Origin of the sequence: Acinetobacter sp. ANC 4218, assembly GCF_002135245.1 — a bacterium.
GTDB lineage: Bacteria > Pseudomonadota > Gammaproteobacteria > Pseudomonadales > Moraxellaceae > Acinetobacter.
Map to the genome: position 1 here is coordinate 132,595 of NZ_NEGD01000004.1, position 17,834 is coordinate 150,428.

Consider the following 17,834-nt stretch of genomic DNA (forward strand, 5'->3'; position numbering starts at 1 on the left):
AAAGAGATGCTTCCCCCTCTTTGGTAAAGATGAGCAACACTGTTGCGCAAGAGGGGGAGATTCAAATCGTCATCGAAAAAATGCGATTCTCCGGAACGCGGCGTTTTAAACGCAAATCAAAAGCCATACAAATATTACGAACAAAAGGCTTGCCTTGCTCAGTCACAGTAATGCCCTGCTCATCAATCTGTAACAACTGATCCTGCTGCATTTCTGCAAGTTGCCGCAAAACCTCGGGCAATTCAGGAAATTGCATCTCTTTCGATGCCCAAGATGTAGTAAAAGTACACATCAAGTTCAAGATATGTTTACGGATCATCAGGTCTTCTGTACTCAGCACATGGCCTTTGACCACCGGAATTTCATTTTGCTCCAGACGTGCATAGTAGTCTTCCAGTTTTTTTTCATTTTGCGCAAAGCTGTACCAACTGTCGCTAATCGAAGAAATACCCAGGCCAATCATCACTTGGGTTTTGGATGCGGTATAGCCCATAAAATTACGATGTAAAGTCCCCTGTTTAAAGGACTGGCACATACTGTCTTTTTCTAGAGAAAAATGATCCATACCAATTTCATGATAACCTTGCGCCAGTAGCTTATTTTTTCCTTCTTCATAGCACTGGCGTTTTATTTCATCTTTCGGTACATCGGCATCTTTAAAACCACGCTGGCCATTGCCCTTAATCCAGGGCACATGCGCATAGCTATAAAACGCCAAACGGTCCGGCCTTAACCGATTGGTTTGATCAATGGTATTCAGCACATCTTGCAAACTCTGAAAAGGCAGACCAAAAACCAGATCATGTGAAATGGACGTATAACCAATTTCACGTGCCCACTCCGTGACACGCTGTACATGTTCAAAAGGCTGCATCCGGTGGATGGCTTTTTGCACCGTTTCATTGTAGTCCTGAACTCCGTAACTGACCCGACGAAAGCCCAGATCATATAAGGCTTGCAGATGTTCACGGGTGGTATTGTTAGGATGCCCTTCAAAACTGAATTCATGCTCGGCAGCCACCTCTGCCTTTGCCAAGATGCCCTGAATTAACTGTTGTAAATGCTCAACCGAAAAGAAGGTCGGTGTGCCGCCGCCCAAATGAATTTCTTTAATTTTCGGCTTTGTTACCAGCAACTGGCAATACAAGTCCCATTCTTTCAGCACGGCCTGAATATAAGGCTGTTCCATCTCATGCTTTTTCGTGACACGTTTATGGCAGCCGCAAAAGGTACACAGGCTTTCACAAAATGGCAGATGGATATACAGACTGATGCCTTCACTTGAGTTGGATTCATCAAATGAACGTTTTAAGCTCTGCTTCCACAGATCAAGCGAAAATGGCTCGGCTTCCCAATACGGCACCGTTGGATAACTGGTATAACGGGGTCCGGGTACATTATATTTTTGAATTAAAGAACGCGTCATCGTTGCTATCCACTCTCTACTGCAACAGCCGGTTATACTTATAACCGAACCCATATTTTGCATCACATATTCAACTCATTTTGCTGGGCTTGCTTATAGAATTCAACCTAGTGATCTAGTCGGGATATTTTTCAGCGATCACTTTGAATCAAAGTCTCAATAAAATGGATGGTATCTATTTCAATAAAAAACATGCTGCATAAAAATCCTTACTCTTTTATACAATTTATGCTTTGATGTATCTCAGTTTTCTTTTCCGCTATGAGGGCTTTGATGCAGCATCCTACATCTGCCGATATTCAACGCGTTCGCGAATTCCTGCTTGATCTGCAAAGCCGTATTTGCTCGGCACTTGAACAACAAGAACAACAAGGAGGCGGCACAGCTCAATTCGAAATTGATGACTGGCAGCGCCCTGAAGGCGGTGGCGGCCGTTCACGGGTCTTGCAAAAGGGCAGCGTCATTGAAAAAGGCGGAGTCATGTTCTCTCACATCAACATTGCTAAACTCCCCGCTTCTGCCACAGAACGCCATCCCCAAATTGCCGGTGCTAAAGCCCAGGCTATGGGTGTGTCTTTAGTGATTCATCCGAAGAATCCCAATGTGCCAACTTCACATGCCAACGTGCGCCTGTTTGTGGCCGAAAAAGAAGGTCAGGATCCAGTGTGGTGGTTTGGTGGCGGTTTCGACTTAACACCATTTTATCCAAATAATGAAGATGTCTTGGCGTGGCATCAAACTGCGCATGAGCTATGTGCACCATTTGGTGATACGGTGTATGCGGAACACAAAAAATGGTGTGATGATTATTTCTATTTAAAACATCGCGACGAACAGCGTGGTATTGGCGGCTTATTTTTTGATGATTTAAATCAGTGGGATTTTGAAACCTGCTTTCAATACATTCAAGCCGTCGGCAATGGTTATCTGGAAGCGATTGTTCCCATCTTTCAACGCAATCAGGATAAACCGTATAGCGAAGCACAGCGCGATTTCCAGCTTTACCGTCGTGGCCGTTATGTCGAATATAACCTGGTCTATGACCGGGGGACTTTGTTTGGTCTGCAAACCGGTGGTCGAATTGAATCGATTTTGGTCAGTATGCCCCCATTGGCAGCCTGGTCGTATCGTCCAGAATGGGAGGAAAATTCGCCTGAAAAATGCTTAACCGACTATTATCTCAAACCGCATGACTGGTTGACCGAACTTAAAAAATAACAAAGTTTTTATCCCTTTTTCACTACAGAAAAAGGGATTTTTCACTGAAATAACTTTTTAAAAAATCAATAACTTGAACTAATAAATATAGTTAATTATGCCTTTAATATAAGAAAAACCGACATATTTCCTTACAGCACTAGACACGAGTGTGTCACAAAAATCGTTTAGACTGGATCATGATATTCATGACCTATACTGATTTAATCAACATGGATAAATACAAAAAAGTATGCTTGAAGGAGAAACGATGCTCAACACAATGTTAAATAATAAGGTGATTTTATTTTGGTGTATTTTAACCCTGATTGTGTGTTCTATCACCATTACCTTGCTTTCACACAACACCCTTGCAGACAGCGTGTCGATTAGCTTTACCGTATTTGCAGGTTTTGCCCTATTTTTTACTGCAGCCATGTGGCTGGAAGATACCATTCGCGAAATTTGTAATCCTTAACAGGATTTAACTTTACCGCTTTAACGATTTCCCCTCTTCTTTCTTCTTTGTCATTTTTCCTTTCCGTAGTGGCTTTAGCCCGCAGGAAAAATCACGTATATTGAATGCCATTTCCGCACATGGACCTTGTGAAATGAGCAAACAATTTGCCGTGATTGGCAATCCAATCGAACAATCACGTTCTCCAGAACTGCATCATGCTTTTGCCAAAAAAACTGGCATTGACCTGAGCTATAGCAAACGCCTTGCTCCACTGGATGGCTTTACAGCCAATATCCAGGAGTTTTTTGCTCAGGGCGGTATGGGCATGAATGTGACCGTGCCCTTCAAAGAGCAAGCTTTTTCGGCCTGCGCGGTATTAACCGAACGTGCCAAAATTGCCAAGGCAGTCAATACCCTATGGATGCAGGATGGCAAGCTGTATGGCGACAATACCGATGGTCAAGGTCTGGTCGATGCCATCAAGGCCCTAGATTGGAAACTCGACAATAGCGAGCTGTTAATTATTGGTGCGGGCGGTGCAACCCGTGGTGTCATCTACCCCTTGGTACAGGCGGGTGCGAAAAAAATTGTCATCGCCAACCGTACTTTAGCCCGTGCAGAACAACTGGTTACCGATTTAAGACCTGCTGTGCCGCAAGCCACCCTTGAAGCCACTTCTTTAAATGATCTGGCTGGTCATTTTGACATTGTCATTAATGCAACTTCGGCAAGTTTAACCGGTGATGCCCTGGTTTTACCTGAAGCTTTACAATTTGAGCATGCCTATGAAATGGCCTATGGCAAGCCATCCAGCTTTTTAGATCAAGCCAAAGCGCGCGGTGTTCCGACCTCGGAAGGTTATGGCATGCTGGTTGGACAGGCGATTGAAGCTTTTTATATCTGGAACGGCATTAAACCTGAATTAAAAGACTTTCTTTAACTAACATCCATCAAAAGAACCTCAGGATAATCTGAGGTTCTTTTGAACCATCTTCCTGTTTATTTTACATATTTCTGCATATTTTCATACACTTCCATATATATTTCATAATTAATAACTTCAGCATGTTGAAGGGTCAGGTCTTGAATCGTTTTCTGACTTAATTTTCCATGCTTGCTGTCGATATAGCTTTGCCCCAAAATCTGCGCAGTTTCTTTGAGCACACGCGAGTCGGCGGCATTGTCCGGATATTCCTCCCGGTATGCTTTCAGGTATTGCTGGGCAAAAATATGCTGTGGCTGCTTATACTGCTTCACAGCTTGGTGCCAAGCTGCAGCGACCTTACCTTCGCCTACAGCACGCTCAGTCAAGGTATTAACATGGCTGCCTATAGCCCGGTTGAATTGGCTGTCATCCTCAAGATGATGCTTTTTCTGTAAGGCCTTAATACGCTGAAGTTCTTTGCCTTTAGGATCATAATACTGTTCATCGCTAAACCAGTAGGCATACACCTCTGCCATTTCTTGCAAGGTTTGCGGACTAAGGTTTTTCACCCACTCACTTTGCTCTGCAGCCATATCGAGCAAAAATAAGGTTTGGTAGGTTTGACTGAACGACTGGGCTTGCTGATAGGTTTTATCGGCCAACAGATTCAACTCATCCTCATAGCTTAAGGCGGGTGCTTCGGCTTTAGTTCCTTCGATCACAGCAACTGGCTGCTCCAGAGTTCGCCCTACATCTTTCACCCATTTTTCTAAAATTGAACCTTTGCTCACTTCTTGAATCGACTTGGCATCGCGCAATGCAGCGCGGTCAATTTTGCTGGCTTGCCCATAATTAAATACACGCATATCGGCCTGTACATCAATTTTACCGTACTTTTCAGTAAGGAATTGCACAGCATAATCGACCTGTGCCGCACGTCCCTGAGCATCTAAACCGACATCTATTTGTATCGGGGTCTTTTTAGCTGGCGAACTTGCCGCCAGAACCTGACGAATTTCAGGCTGGTGCGTTGCCCACAGCTCAGCAAAATGCGCTGCATCTATAAACTGTTCAGAAACATACGGTGCAAAGACCAAAGCTAATTTTTCGTGTACCGAACGGTCCTTCGCTTCAACCGAAGCCGTGATCTGTACCGGTTCAACACGCTTAAAAGCATCTAATTCATAAGCAGAAACGCAGTATGTTAAATCACCGACTTGGGCTGTTTTTGGCGTAGCAATTATACGCTGGCAGTCGTCTACTGTAAGAGTAATAGTTTCATCAGCAGTGTCTTGTTCTGTCGGGCTTTCATCATCCGTTTCTGTTTCTAGCGCTACATCCTCTTCGTCTACCAGTGAATCGGCTGAACCATAAAGTTTGTCGCTGACCAGTTCACGCAAGGCAAGTGTTGCACTATAGGCTGTGCCGTCTTGAGCCACAGCATCAGCTTTACCCGCTTGCACAAGTGAAGCAGTATCTTCCACAGCCTGGGTTACAGCCTCTCCCGCCTGCTTTTCACTCCCGGCATCGCTCACTTTAGTAGCCGCGGTATAGCCCAGCACGGAGCGCTTTAAATACGGCTCATTCACCTGTTCAAACAGGGCCATTTGCAACATCAGTTCTTCCAAGGTGCTGCTAAAACGTATTTTTTCAGTCAACTGACCGTTCTTCTCTGCAACGCTCAGTGGCAGGCTTTTGATTTGTCTAGCATCAGCCAAAATATATGGCAAGGCATTTACCGCTTTTAAATAATCAGCCAACTTCGCTACATTTACCCGTTCAAAATCAGCTTTATATTTCGAGAAATCAATATAGGCAAAGCTGTTTTGACCATCTTTATTCACCAAATACGGCATCAAAGAAAAATAATTGGTATAAAATTTATATTCTTTAAAATCGACCACCATCGGTACTTTCATTTGCACCAGCAAGGTCGGCTTTTCATAACGGGCTGCCAAGTTTAAAGCAGCGGTCTTTTCTCGATAATGCACAGAACCATCATATTCAAATTGCGTATTATTGAGTAAATTCAATGCAAAAATATTGAATGAACTCAGCTTGTCCTCTGAAGCAAAACTGTCCGCATGCGCTTGCTGCTGTTTCGCCATAGCGGCATACAGGTTTTGTTTTTCAGTGCTGTTTAAACGGATATTTTGCGCTTTTAAATATTGATCTAAGCGTTTTTTCAATGCCGGTTCAAATGCTATCGCCGGATTGACTTGTTGCTGTGCTTTTTGACGTCCTATGTCCGGACTAGACTGTACACTGAGCTTGCCCCGAAAATCATAACTAGATGTTTCAAACATCGCATTTAGACCATGAATCGCTCTTTGCTCTACAGTTGCCACCTGATTCGGATTGGTCTTTATGACATGCTGTGAACAGCCTGCGAAACTGAGACTACAAAGACAAAAAGTTAAATATTTTAGTTGTGCCTTCACATGTAAACGCCTTATATTCATTATACTTTATTCTGTTCTAAGCTACAGAATTACAACCCAATATAACATAATAGGATGTTGATACTATTGGGTCGAGCATATTTTATAATTCGCATTTCTGACATTTTTAATCGCTATCCTTATCAATGTTTTTTGATGATAAATGTGAATAATCAAGGTATCGATACAGATAATCCAGAACTATTTCTAAATTAGGATTAAGACTATGCCAGCATATAAAGCCCCTTTGCATGATATTCGTTTTTTAATGAACGAAGTGCTTGATTACCCGGCACACTACAAAACGCTTTCAAATGGTGAAGCAGCGGATGCTGACACTGTAGACATGATTCTTGAAGGTGCGGCAGATTTCTGCGAAAACGTACTTTCTCCACTCAACCAATCGGGTGATGAAGAAGGCTGTCACTTTGAAAATGGTGAAGTTAAAACCCCAAAAGGCTTTAAAGAAGCCTATGACCAGTTCGTGCAAGGCGGCTGGCAAGGTTTGTCTTTCCCTGAAGAATTTGGCGGTCAAAACCTGCCGCAATCTTTAAACCTGATCAAATCAGAAATGATGGGTACTGCGAACTGGGCCTTCCAGATGTATCCGGGTTTAAGTGTCGGCTGTATGAACACGATTCTTCAGTTTGGTACTGAAGCACAAAAAAACACCTATATGCCTAACCTAGTGACAGGAGAATGGTCAGGTACGATGTGTCTTACCGAACCACAATGTGGTACGGACTTAGGCCAGGTCAAAACCAAGGCGGAACCCAAGGCAGATGGTACCTATGCCATTTCAGGGACTAAAATCTTTATCTCTGCCGGTGAACATGATTTAACTGAAAACATTATTCACATTGTTCTTGCCCGCCTTCCAGATGCACCTGCCGGGACCAAAGGTATTTCGCTATTCATTGTGCCAAAATTCCTGGTCAATGCAGATGGTACAGTGGGTGAGCGCAACCCAGTCAGCTGCGGTTCAATCGAACACAAAATGGGGATTCGCGCTTCTGCAACCGCCGTTTTAAACTTTGACAATGCAACGGGTTACCTGATTGGCGAGCCACACAAAGGCTTGCATGCCATGTTCACTTTCATGAACACTGCGCGTATCGGTACCGCGATCCAGGGCATTGCCCATGCTGAACTGTCATTTCAGGGCGCACTTCCTTATGCCAAGGAGCGTATGTCGATGCGTGCCCTTTCAGGTAAGAAAGACCCTGAAAAAGTGGCTGATGCGATCATTCATCATGCTGACGTTCGTCGTATGCTGCTCACTCAAAAAGCGATTGCTGAAGGCGGTCGTGCAATGATTTATTACGCCGCGCAAATTGCCGACAAAATGGCTGATGCCTTAATACAGGGTGATACTGCAGCCTATGAAGCACATGATGATCACCTGGGTTTCTACACCCCTATCCTGAAAGGTTTCTTGACTGAATTGGGTTTTGAAGCTGCCAACCACGGTATGCAAGTCTACGGCGGTCATGGCTACATCAAAGAATGGGGCATGGAACAGATTGTTCGTGACTCACGTATCTCTACCCTTTACGAGGGTACCACCGGTGTGCAGGCACTTGACCTGATTGGCCGTAAAGTCCTGTTAACCTCTAGAGGTAAAGTGATTCGCGATTACACGGCTGAAATCCTGAAATTCTGTGGTCAGCATGCGCGTAACAAATACATGCGCCGTTTTGCCTGGGACTTGACCAAGCTTTGCGCACAATGGAATGCTCTCACCGTTCGTATTATGCTGGCGGCACGTAAAGACCGCGACATCGTTTCATCTGCATCTGTCGATTTCTTGATGTTCTCTGGCTATGTAATGATGGCTTATTTCTGGGCGCAACAAGCAGCTGTAGCTTCTGCAAAACTGGCTGCTGGTGAAGGTCAGGAAGTGCCTGAATTCTACAAAGCAAAAATCAAAACAGCAGATTTCTACTTTGAACGCCTGCTGCCACGTACCCAAGGTCATGCCGAAGCAATGGTCAATCCGTCGAAAACCATGACTTCACTGGCACCTGAACACTTTAGCTTTGACTACTAAGCTGTAAAGTTTAAGTTAAAATAAAAGAGCACTTCGGTGCTCTTTTTTTTTCAAGCCATATTCCATAAAAGCACTCATATCAAATAATGCCATTGCGGAGGGTTACTGATTGTATGCAAGTTGCGGTAGCCAGCCCTAAAAATGAGATAGTGCTCATCAGCACAGCTGATGAGCATGACGCAATGACAAAGAAAAAACCCCGGCATCCTGCCGGGGTTTTTCGTATGGGTTGATTAAGCATGACTCCTGTCTTGCCTCACAGTCCTGGTGTTTGAACGTATTATTGTTGTTTTCTGTTCCGGAATATCCTATTCCTGTATGACTTGATCTTAAGAAAAAAGAACTGCGGTTCCAATCCGCAAAATCCCTAAATCAATGTACGTAAGAGCGTACAAAGCTAAGCGTTTTCCCTATCGAGTAAACTTGATGCCGGTGTTTATTTCCTCCCTGAATATTCTCCTCGGCTCTTCGATTTAAATATTGTTTCATCGGCGGGCAAGTAGCCGTATGCCCGCAGTTCAACGAAGGTAAATATATCTTTTCTGCCCCCATTCAGTTAATTACCCTTCGCCTACAGAAAATCGCCCCTGTTTAAATCGCTTTTGAGATGTGGATATGGTTGCACAATATGTAGCAAACGTTTCTTTTCACTTGCCTATTGTCATAACTTACTGCAGAACAGGAAACAATGCTGAGCGAGAACCAGCAATCAATAGAAAAACAAGCATCTTGGTTTTAAAAATAAGTAATTGAATAAATTTAATTTATTTAATATCTGGTTTATTTAACGCTTATTTTTATAAAAAAAAATTATAATACATATAAGAAACTTGAATATTTATTTATTTCATGTATGATTAACTCAACTAGAAAAAATCTTGTTTAGTAAATCTTCTTTAAGTATCGCAGTTTTAGTCATAATCCTTCGTTTTTTTCAGATCTTAAGCTCAATTCATTATTATTTTCAAAGTTATTATCAGTCATTTAAGATGGCTAAAAATTATTAAAATTCGATAGGTTATATTATGTCTAATACAGTTAACGGTACAGTAAAATGGTTTAACGAAACTAAAGGTTTCGGTTTCATTCAACAAGAATCTGGTCCAGATGTGTTTGCTCATTTCAGTGAAATTGCAAATTCTGGCTTTAAAACATTGTTTGAAGGTCAGCATGTATCATTCAGTATTGCGCAAGGTCAAAAAGGCCCGAATGCTGTGAATATTGTTGCTTTATAATAAGTAACATCGATAAAAAAGCACTTTGATAGTGCTTTTTTTGTTTTTAGCGTTCAGACAACGCTGCATAGAAAACTGAAAACTTCACTCTGCCTCCTATGCAGTTGAATGGAAATTCAATCGCCCATATCTACGGCTTCTATATTGCATCAGGACATCAATCGAGGGATTAATTGCAAGTCACAGAAACTCTTCCAGCACCGAATTTAAAAACACATGCCCCTGCTCTGTACAAGACAAACGGTTTTGATCTTCAATCATCAACTGACGTGAACGTAATGAAGTTAAAAGCTCATGCAAATTTTCTAAATTCAAACCTGTACGCTCGGCATAAAGTTCGGCAGCCACGCCCTGATTTAACCGTAGCGCATTCATCATAAATTCAAACGGCATGTCTTCATCTTCAATACGTTTAAACTGCAAATGCTCTGCCGGTACTTTGGCCAGATAATCCTTGGGCAAACGGGTTTTCTGGAAACGGTACACGCCATCGGGTCGCGTCACTTTAGCGTGTGCCCCTGCCCCAATCGCCAGATAATCGCCAAACTGCCAGTAATTTAAATTATGCGCAGAAGGTTTTTCCTTACGCCAGGCCGATACTTCATAATTCACAAAACCATTGGCTTTTAGGTAGGCTTCGCCCTGTTCCTGAATATCATCCAGTACATCCTCAATGGGTAAAAGCGGCTGGGTACGGAAAAATACCGTGTTGGGTTCAATGGTCAGTTGATACCACGACACATGCGTGGCACCATTTTCCACAGCCAGTCTTAAATCAAGCAAAGCCTGTTCTAACGTCTGCTCCGGCAAACCATGCATCAAGTCGACATTAATGCGTTCAAAACCTGCTTCACGGGCCAAATGAATGGCATTGATCGCATCATCATTACTGTGAATACGCCCTAATTTTTGCAGCTGCTTACTATTAAAACTCTGCACACCAATGGAAAGACGGTTAATCCCTGCTGCCAAATAACCTGCAAAGGGGTCATGCTCCACTGTTCCCGGATTGGCTTCCAGGGTAATTTCACAGCCATCTTCAAAAGGAATTAAGCTTTTTAACTGGCTAAATAGCCATTGATAACCCTTTGCAGAAATCAGTGACGGCGTACCTCCACCAATAAACACGCTATGAATCTGACGCCCCTGGGCAAAATCGACCTGGGTTTTAAAGTCTTCGACCAAAGCCTGTAAATATTGCTGTTCCAGATCTAAGGACAGTTTTCCATCCGGTACGGCATGCGAGTTAAAGTCACAATACGGACACTTACGCACACACCACGGCATATGAATGTATAAAGATAAAGGAACCAGTGCAGGATTTAATTCAGCCAAGGAACAAGCTCAAAACAAGAAAACAGGAAGATTTGCATTTTAACATGACTCTATCAAGACACTGCTGAAATCTTATCTTGTCTCTTGTAAACTGTTAAAAGCCAACAATAATTAGATGATCAAAATGATGAAAATATCTGCTCAGTTATTGTTATTCATCCCGCTGACACTGGGGATTGGTATCGCGCTTACTTTTCAAACGGCTATCAACAGCCAGTTGAGAGAATATTTAAATTCGCCTTTACAAGCCGCCCTTTTATCTTTTCTGGTTGGTACAATACTGCTGGCCATATTGGTGTTTTTTCAGCCGGTAGAAAAACCGGGTTTTGCCACGTTTGCGCAACTGCCATGGTATTTATGGTTGGGCGGATTTCTGGGGGTGTATGCCATTAGCCTCAGTATTTATGCCGCGCCCAAACTCGGTTTTCTGACCCTGTCCGGTTTAATTATTTTTGGTCAACTCGTCACTTCGATGTTTTTGGATCATTTTGGTTTACTTGGAACAGAAAAAACACCGGTGAACTGGCAACGCCTGTTAGGTGGCGTAGTGATTTTTATTGGTGTGCTTCTCACTTTACAACGCTAACACCTCATTATTCTAAGCACATGATGAGTAATTTTTGTGTCTCATGTATCGTCGGTTACAACGACCCGTTATGAATTAAAACAGCTCTTTCATTTGATGATTCCGATTCTGGTCACTCAATTTTCCCAGGCCGGTTTGGGACTGATTGATACCATTATGGCCGGACATCTATCTCCAGTGGACCTTGCCGCAATTGCTGTCGGGGTAGGTTTGTGGATTCCGGTCATGCTACTGTTTAGCGGCATCATGATTGCCACCACGCCTTTGGTCGCAGAAGCCAACGGCGCACGTACGCCGGAAAAAATTGCCAGTATTGCACGGCAGTCGCTGTGGATCGCGCTGATTCTGGGCATCATCGCTGCACTGATTTTACAGATCATGCCATTTTTATTGCCTGTTTTAGGCGTACCAGAAGTCTTGCTGCCCAAAGCCAGTTTGTTCCTGCATGCTATTGGTCTAGGTATGCCCGCTGTGACTATGTATGCAGCGCTGCGTGGCTATTCGGAAGCGCTGGGTCATCCACGTCCCGTGACGGCGATTAGCCTGATTGCATTAATTGTTCTGGTTCCGCTTAACTTTATTTTCATGTATGGCTGGGGACCAATTCCGGAATTAGGTTCAGCCGGTTGTGGTTTTGCCACGGCGATTTTGCAATGGCTGATGTTTATTGCACTCGCAACCTATGTATTAAAAGCTTCGGCCTACAAAAAAACACAGCCCTTTGCCGCATTTGAAAAAATCAATCCGGACTGGATCAAGCGTATTTTAAGACTTGGTTTCCCGATTGGCCTGGCCATCTTTTTTGAAGTGAGCCTGTTCAGCACGGCTGCGATTGTGCTCAGCCCCTTGGGCGAAACCTTGGTGGCCGCGCATCAGATTGCCATGTCCGTGACCTCACAATTATTTATGATTCCAATGTCACTGGCCATTGCGCTGACCATTCGTGTGGGCACTTATTATGGGGAAAAAAACTGGCTGGCGATGCATAAGGTACAATATCTGGGTCTAGCCACCGGCACTGTTTTTGCTTTCGCTACCATGGCACTGATCTGGTTTTTCCGGCCAGAAATTGTGTCAATTTACACCTCGGATTACGAGGTCACTCAGGTCGCGCTATATCTGCTGCTGTTTGCCATGGCCTATCAGCTGATGGATGCCTGGCAAGTCAGTGCCGCAGGTTGCCTGCGCGGCATGCAGGACACCAAAGGCCCAATGTGGATTACCATGATTGCCTATTGGGTCATCGCCTTCCCGGTCGGGGTTTATCTAGCGCGTTTTACCGAAATGCAAGCCGCTGGTGTCTGGGTCGGTTTGATTGTCGGTTTAACCGTGGCCTGTGTACTCTTATTAACCCGTTTATACAAAATCAACCATCGCCTGAAAATGCCTTAAAAATTACATAGACTCATCCCTTTTCATGGGAAAAGGGATGAGATCAATACAGCATAGATAGGGAAATAACCCACAATATTTCAGTTATTTAGCCACTCAAAAACGTTCTTTTTTTTGATAATCTCACTGTGAAAATGCAGCTTTTAACAATTTCAAGTAGGCAATATCCTGTTTAACGCCTATGATCATTAAAACCCATCTATGATGATGCTGAGGAATATCGCATGGCAAAAACGGCTAGGACCCCCGGTCGTCGCTTTATGAAACTTGCCAGTATGACGGCGAGTATTGCAACTAAAACCGTATCAAACTCGATTAAAAATTTTAATGCCGATGAAGAACAAAAAAATGCTTCGCGCACTAAACTTTTTCAGGATATCGGACTGCAGATTGCCGATACGCTGGGCGAAATGAAAGGTGCGGTGATGAAAGTGGGGCAAATTGCTTCACAATACAAAGACATCTTCCCACCAGAAGTGGCCCGTGCCATTAGCAAGTTACAGCGTCAGGCTCCAGCCATGCCTTTTGCTGAAATTAAAGCACAAGTTGAAAAAGAACTGGGTAAACCGCTCCTGAAAATCTTTAAAAGTTTTGATGAACAGCCTTTTGCTGCGGCCTCTATTGGGCAGGTACATAAAGCCATCTTGCCGAACGGTCAGCAGGTGGTGGTCAAAGTACAATATCCGGGCGTGGATGAAGCCTGTGAAAGTGACCTGAAACAGGTGCGTCTGGCCTTGCGCTTAATGGGTGTACTGAAAATTGACCGCAAGTTGCAAGATCAGCTGTTTAAGGAAATTCAGGACAGTCTGGATAATGAGCTGAACTATGAGATTGAGGCGCAAAACTTAGAAGTCGCACGTACATTTCATCAAACATTAGACAATAAAATTATTATTCCTCAAGTCTATAGCGACTATTCTTCGCGTCATATTCTGACTTTAAGCCTGGAACAGGGCGAAAGCATCGAAACGGCCAGTACCTGGTCTCAAGACACCCGTAATGAACTGGGTCGCCGCCTGCTCCGTGCCATTGGTCAGGAAATTTTCTATCTGAAACGTTTCCACTGTGACCCGCATCCGGGCAACTTTGCCTTTCGTGAAGATGGGACGGTGATTATTTACGACTATGGCGGTGTCAAAACCCTGTCTACTGAAATTGTCTCGAATTTCAAGACCCTGATTAATGCCGCCCGCGAAGGCAATATTGCCGAAATGGAACAGAAGCTGGATGACCTGCATTCCATCACCACGCAAGGCAAGTTTCCTGAAGATCTATATCGCCAGTGGCTGGAAGTGTTGATGCGTCCGCTGATCACCCATTACGATTTTGCCGAAAACTCTGCCCATCATGATGGCGTCGAACTGCTAAAACCATCATTAAAATATTGGGATGTGTTTAAGCCTTCACCGGATACCTTAATGGTTAACCGCACGGTTTCCGGACATTACTGGAATTTAATTCATTTAAAAGTGAATGATAACCTGAATGATTTATTTGAGGAGCTGGTGCCACCTCGAGTCTGATCAAGCCACACCCACCCGGTTCACCCATAGTGCCCGGGTTTTATTTGACTCGATAATTGTTATGTTATAACATTTCTTTAAATTTAAAATATACGATGGAGAAATGTATGCGTCCAGATATCCACCCCGACTATCAACAGGTACTGTTCCACGATACCAATGCAGATGTCTATTTTGTTATTGGCAGCACGTTAAAACCGACCCAGACCCGTGAATATGAAGGCCAGACTTATCCTTATGTGACTCTGGATATTTCCAGTGCCTCACATCCGTTTTATACCGGTGAACAACGTCAAACCAGCAATGAAGGCCGTGTAGCCAGCTTTAATAAACGTTTCGCACGTTTCAAATGCTCACATTAAATTCATACTGTTTTAAGATTTAAAGGTTAATCTTAAGACTTGAAAAGCCCAAGCCATATCCTCCAGCTTGGGCTTCTTTTTTTCTGATATGACAAAAATTTTGAGCTGTTATCGACTCTGTAATAAGCCTTGGAACAGGTAAAAACCGAGCGCCAACACAATAATTCCTGTAATCACACTGGAAATGGCATAGCCTAAAGCCAGTACAATTTGTCCATGCTTGAGCAGTTGAAAAGTTTCTAAACCAAAACTGGAAAAAGTGGTAAAGCCGCCTAAAATGCCGACCATCAGAAACAGACGTGCTTCATTTTGCAAAACAGGAAATTTCTGGCTATAAGCAAAGAAAATACCGGCAAGCAGACAGCCAAAGATATTGATCCACCATGTCGTCCATGGAAATCCGCTGCTTGGTTTAAATAAAAATACCCCTGCACCATAACGCAAACTTGCGCCGACTGCTCCCCCTAAAGCTACCAGTAGCCAATTCATATCTGTTCCAATGTGATTGAGTTAAAGATCGAGATGATATAAATCTTTTGTTCACTATAGCGTACAAATGCGTTGAAATAGTAATGAAATGATGCCGTGAAAATTGTTATAGTCACGCGGTTTTTAAACTTTTTTCTATGAATTGAGGAAATTATGGCTCAGGATTTATTGGCACAGCTTCAGGCAGGTGAAATCAAATTTGCAGACGTGATTGCATATATTGATGCACGTTATCAGCATAGCCCTACAGCGTTTCAAAATGGCAAACAGGCCAATGCTGCAACGGAAAACCAAGGCAGTGCCAAAGTATTTTCTTTTGCCCAACTCAATGGTCTAGATCAGGCACAGACTTTAAGCCTGTTTGCTGAACACTATGCAGCGGTATTAGCGACTCCTGAAGCCACAGACCACCAGAACATTCGCCAGTTTATGCAAAATGGCTGGGATGGTATTCAGTTTGACGGGCAAGCTTTAACAGCAAAATAAGTTTTCTTTATAAAAAGCCCTCTTGATTAAAGAGGGCTTTTCTCCTCCCTTAGAAAAAAGGGAGGTCGGGAGGGATTTAAAAAATCAATAAATATCCCTTTTCACAAAGTAATCTAGAAAATTAAATCAGGAAATTCTGACCCGACAACGCCACTCATCTACCGGATTTTGTTCCCACGCACGGCTATGTTTCACGTGAATCCATGCTTCACCCGGTTGCAGTGCAGTAAATATAAACTGTTTTTGCCCACCTACACCCAGTATCGGTTGCTTGCTTTTCACTTGATCTTGCCGATAAATTTCTTCAACTTTTAAGATGCTCTGCGGCTCGGCCACTTGCCAGATATAACCTGTAGTCGGATTTTCTGGCACAGTAAGTTCCAGAGTTTGTCCTACTTTCATTTCCAGCAAAGCCGGGCATTGACTGTCTAATGAGTAACTATGGGTTTTTCCATCTAACGTTGGACTCATACTGCTACACCCCACCATGCTGAACCCCAGTATTACAGCAAAACTAAGTACTAAAGATTTCATAAATTTAATCTTTTCATCATCTTGTTATAAAAAAACGGTTAGCCTTTCACCCGTTCAATCCATTCAATTGAACTGACACGGAATAACTCACAGGCACCATCTCCAGTATCTGTCGGGACTAAAGATGAAGTCCAAACCAAATCTTTATCTTTAATTTCCACCAGCTCGCCTTTTAGCCGCACTAGATCACCGCGTTTCACATGTTTAATCTGTTTGGCAATTTGAGGGTTGGCAGGAATGATGTGCATATTCGAGACCATTTGCATAGCTTGTTCGGCAGGCACTGGCAGGCGATCAATCTTCCAGTTTAAATAACGGTCATACTGATTGACCGAGATATGTCGTGCAATTTCAGGCTCGGCAAACAACCCCCAGCTCACGGCATAATCAATCGGTGAAAACTTGGCCTGTTCATCACTGGTATAAATTTTCGAACCTAGAATGCGAAAATCGCCTTTAAACGATTGCAGTTTTTTGATTGACTGGTCTTTTGCCAGCGGAGCCAAGCCCTTCGCAATATTATAATCGACAGAAGCACTGGCACTCATTTGCAACATGCTGGCAGCAAGTAAAGTACTGAATAATATTGACCTGATCATCTTTATGCCCCTAACATATTTCTTGATTTCTAATTTAATTTTAAATGAGTAAACTTAAAGAAATATATGGACTTGGTAACAATAGAGATATATTAAGTCACTTTTTTGTCTTATTTTCTGAGCTGAAGATTGGTTAAACTAAAATGATATAAAGAAAGAAAAATTAAGTGACAATGATTTATAAATTTTACCAGCAACACATTTTTCCGCATTTGCTCAATCAAGTGATGCAAACACCCAGCCTGATGGATCAGCGTCGCGAACTGCTATTACCCATTACAGGCGAAGTGCTGGAAATTGGCTTTGGTAGCGGGATCAATCTGCCTTTTTATCAAAATGTCGATACGCTCTACGCACTGGAACCGAATGCCGATATTTATCAGCTGGCGATTAAACGTGTGCACGAAAGTGCCATTCATGTGCAGCATGTTCAGGCCGGTGCAGAAAAGCTGCCTTTTGCCGACAATAGCATCGACCATATCATCAGTACCTGGACACTCTGCAGTATTGAACATCTAGGTCAGGCCTTGGCAGAATTACATCGCGTACTCAAGCCTGGCGGAACCTTGCATCTGGTCGAACATGTACTGTCTGACCACCCGACACTGCAACATCTGCAAAACCTGCTGACACCCATTCAAAAACGCCTTGCCGATGGCTGTCATCTCAACCGCAATATTGAACAGGCCTTGCTGGATGCAGATTTCAGCTTTAAAGAAAAATATTATCTGGATGCAGCCGGTATTCCAAGCCTTGCACAGCGCATGCTGTTTGCACGCGCTCAGAAACAATGA

Annotated in this window: 17 protein-coding genes; 11 read left to right on the top strand and 6 right to left on the bottom strand. The window is 43.3% G+C overall.

Going from position 1 to position 17,834, the window contains the following annotated elements; genetic code table 11:
• Positions 1 to 61: 61 nt before the first annotated feature.
• Positions 62 to 1,426 (bottom strand): oxygen-independent coproporphyrinogen III oxidase, encoded by a 1,365-nt coding sequence (hemN, locus tag B9T38_RS05340; protein ID WP_086195799.1) that lies wholly within the window; start codon positions 1,424 to 1,426, stop codon positions 62 to 64.
• A 273-nt stretch (positions 1,427 to 1,699) separates the two neighbouring features.
• Between hemN and hemF the strand changes: the two genes are divergently transcribed.
• From hemF to aroE, 3 genes are all read left to right on the top strand, one after another.
• Positions 1,700 to 2,644, top strand: a complete 945-nt coding sequence (hemF, locus tag B9T38_RS05345; protein ID WP_086195800.1) for an oxygen-dependent coproporphyrinogen oxidase — start codon at positions 1,700 to 1,702, stop codon at positions 2,642 to 2,644.
• A 250-nt stretch (positions 2,645 to 2,894) separates the two neighbouring features.
• Positions 2,895 to 3,101, top strand: coding sequence for a hypothetical protein (locus B9T38_RS05350; RefSeq protein WP_086195801.1), 207 nt, complete (start codon positions 2,895 to 2,897; stop codon positions 3,099 to 3,101).
• A 133-nt stretch (positions 3,102 to 3,234) separates the two neighbouring features.
• On the top strand, positions 3,235 to 4,023 hold the full coding sequence (gene aroE / locus B9T38_RS05355) for a shikimate dehydrogenase (RefSeq protein ID WP_086195915.1): 789 nt from the start codon (positions 3,235 to 3,237) through the stop codon (positions 4,021 to 4,023).
• A 59-nt stretch (positions 4,024 to 4,082) separates the two neighbouring features.
• On the opposite strand, the gene B9T38_RS05360 is transcribed toward aroE, so the two are convergent.
• Entirely contained in the window at positions 4,083 to 6,449 is a 2,367-nt protein-coding gene (locus tag B9T38_RS05360; protein ID WP_086195802.1) for a hypothetical protein, read from the bottom strand.
• A gap of 226 nt (positions 6,450 to 6,675) precedes the next feature.
• Here B9T38_RS05360 and B9T38_RS05365 point away from each other — a divergent pair, with 226 nt between their 5' ends.
• Positions 6,676 to 8,499, top strand: a complete 1,824-nt coding sequence (locus B9T38_RS05365; RefSeq protein WP_086195803.1) for an acyl-CoA dehydrogenase C-terminal domain-containing protein — start codon at positions 6,676 to 6,678, stop codon at positions 8,497 to 8,499.
• Between the two features lie 1,025 nt (positions 8,500 to 9,524).
• Positions 9,525 to 9,734: a cold-shock protein gene (locus tag B9T38_RS05370; protein ID WP_086195804.1), complete on the top strand. Its 210-nt coding sequence runs from the start codon at positions 9,525 to 9,527 to the stop codon at positions 9,732 to 9,734.
• Between the two features lie 180 nt (positions 9,735 to 9,914).
• On the opposite strand, the gene hemW is transcribed toward B9T38_RS05370, so the two are convergent.
• On the bottom strand, positions 9,915 to 11,069 hold the full coding sequence (hemW, locus tag B9T38_RS05375) for a radical SAM family heme chaperone HemW (protein ID WP_086195805.1): 1,155 nt from the start codon (positions 11,067 to 11,069) through the stop codon (positions 9,915 to 9,917).
• A gap of 124 nt (positions 11,070 to 11,193) precedes the next feature.
• Here hemW and B9T38_RS05380 point away from each other — a divergent pair, with 124 nt between their 5' ends.
• From B9T38_RS05380 to B9T38_RS05395, 4 genes are all read left to right on the top strand, one after another.
• Positions 11,194 to 11,655: a DMT family transporter gene (locus B9T38_RS05380; RefSeq protein WP_086195916.1), complete on the top strand. Its 462-nt coding sequence runs from the start codon at positions 11,194 to 11,196 to the stop codon at positions 11,653 to 11,655.
• Between the two features lie 36 nt (positions 11,656 to 11,691).
• Complete coding sequence (locus tag B9T38_RS05385; RefSeq protein WP_086195806.1) at positions 11,692 to 13,047, top strand: MATE family efflux transporter; 1,356 nt, start codon at positions 11,692 to 11,694, stop codon at positions 13,045 to 13,047.
• A 224-nt stretch (positions 13,048 to 13,271) separates the two neighbouring features.
• Positions 13,272 to 14,570, top strand: coding sequence for an ABC1 kinase family protein (locus B9T38_RS05390; protein ID WP_086195807.1), 1,299 nt, complete (start codon positions 13,272 to 13,274; stop codon positions 14,568 to 14,570).
• Between the two features lie 107 nt (positions 14,571 to 14,677).
• A complete protein-coding gene (locus tag B9T38_RS05395; protein ID WP_086195808.1) occupies positions 14,678 to 14,932 on the top strand; it encodes a type B 50S ribosomal protein L31 in 255 nt (84 codons plus the stop codon).
• Positions 14,933 to 15,040: 108 nt separating this feature from the next.
• Here the strand turns inward: B9T38_RS05395 and crcB are convergent, their stop codons facing one another.
• Positions 15,041 to 15,421 carry a fluoride efflux transporter CrcB gene (gene crcB / locus B9T38_RS05400; RefSeq protein WP_086195809.1) on the bottom strand — a complete coding sequence of 127 codons (381 nt, stop codon included), beginning with the start codon at positions 15,419 to 15,421 and terminating at the stop codon, positions 15,041 to 15,043.
• Positions 15,422 to 15,574: 153 nt separating this feature from the next.
• Between crcB and B9T38_RS05405 the strand changes: the two genes are divergently transcribed.
• On the top strand, positions 15,575 to 15,907 hold the full coding sequence (locus B9T38_RS05405; protein ID WP_086195810.1) for a HopJ type III effector protein: 333 nt from the start codon (positions 15,575 to 15,577) through the stop codon (positions 15,905 to 15,907).
• Positions 15,908 to 16,033: 126 nt separating this feature from the next.
• On the opposite strand, the gene B9T38_RS05410 is transcribed toward B9T38_RS05405, so the two are convergent.
• Both B9T38_RS05410 and B9T38_RS05415 read right to left on the bottom strand, forming a co-directional pair.
• Positions 16,034 to 16,378, bottom strand: coding sequence for a protease inhibitor I42 family protein (locus tag B9T38_RS05410; protein WP_240921589.1), 345 nt, complete (start codon positions 16,376 to 16,378; stop codon positions 16,034 to 16,036).
• 101 nt (positions 16,379 to 16,479) lie between these two features.
• A complete protein-coding gene (locus tag B9T38_RS05415; RefSeq protein ID WP_086195812.1) occupies positions 16,480 to 17,040 on the bottom strand; it encodes a hypothetical protein in 561 nt (186 codons plus the stop codon).
• 173 nt (positions 17,041 to 17,213) lie between these two features.
• Between B9T38_RS05415 and B9T38_RS05420 the strand changes: the two genes are divergently transcribed.
• Positions 17,214 to 17,834, top strand: a complete 621-nt coding sequence (locus tag B9T38_RS05420; RefSeq protein ID WP_086195813.1) for a class I SAM-dependent methyltransferase — start codon at positions 17,214 to 17,216, stop codon at positions 17,832 to 17,834.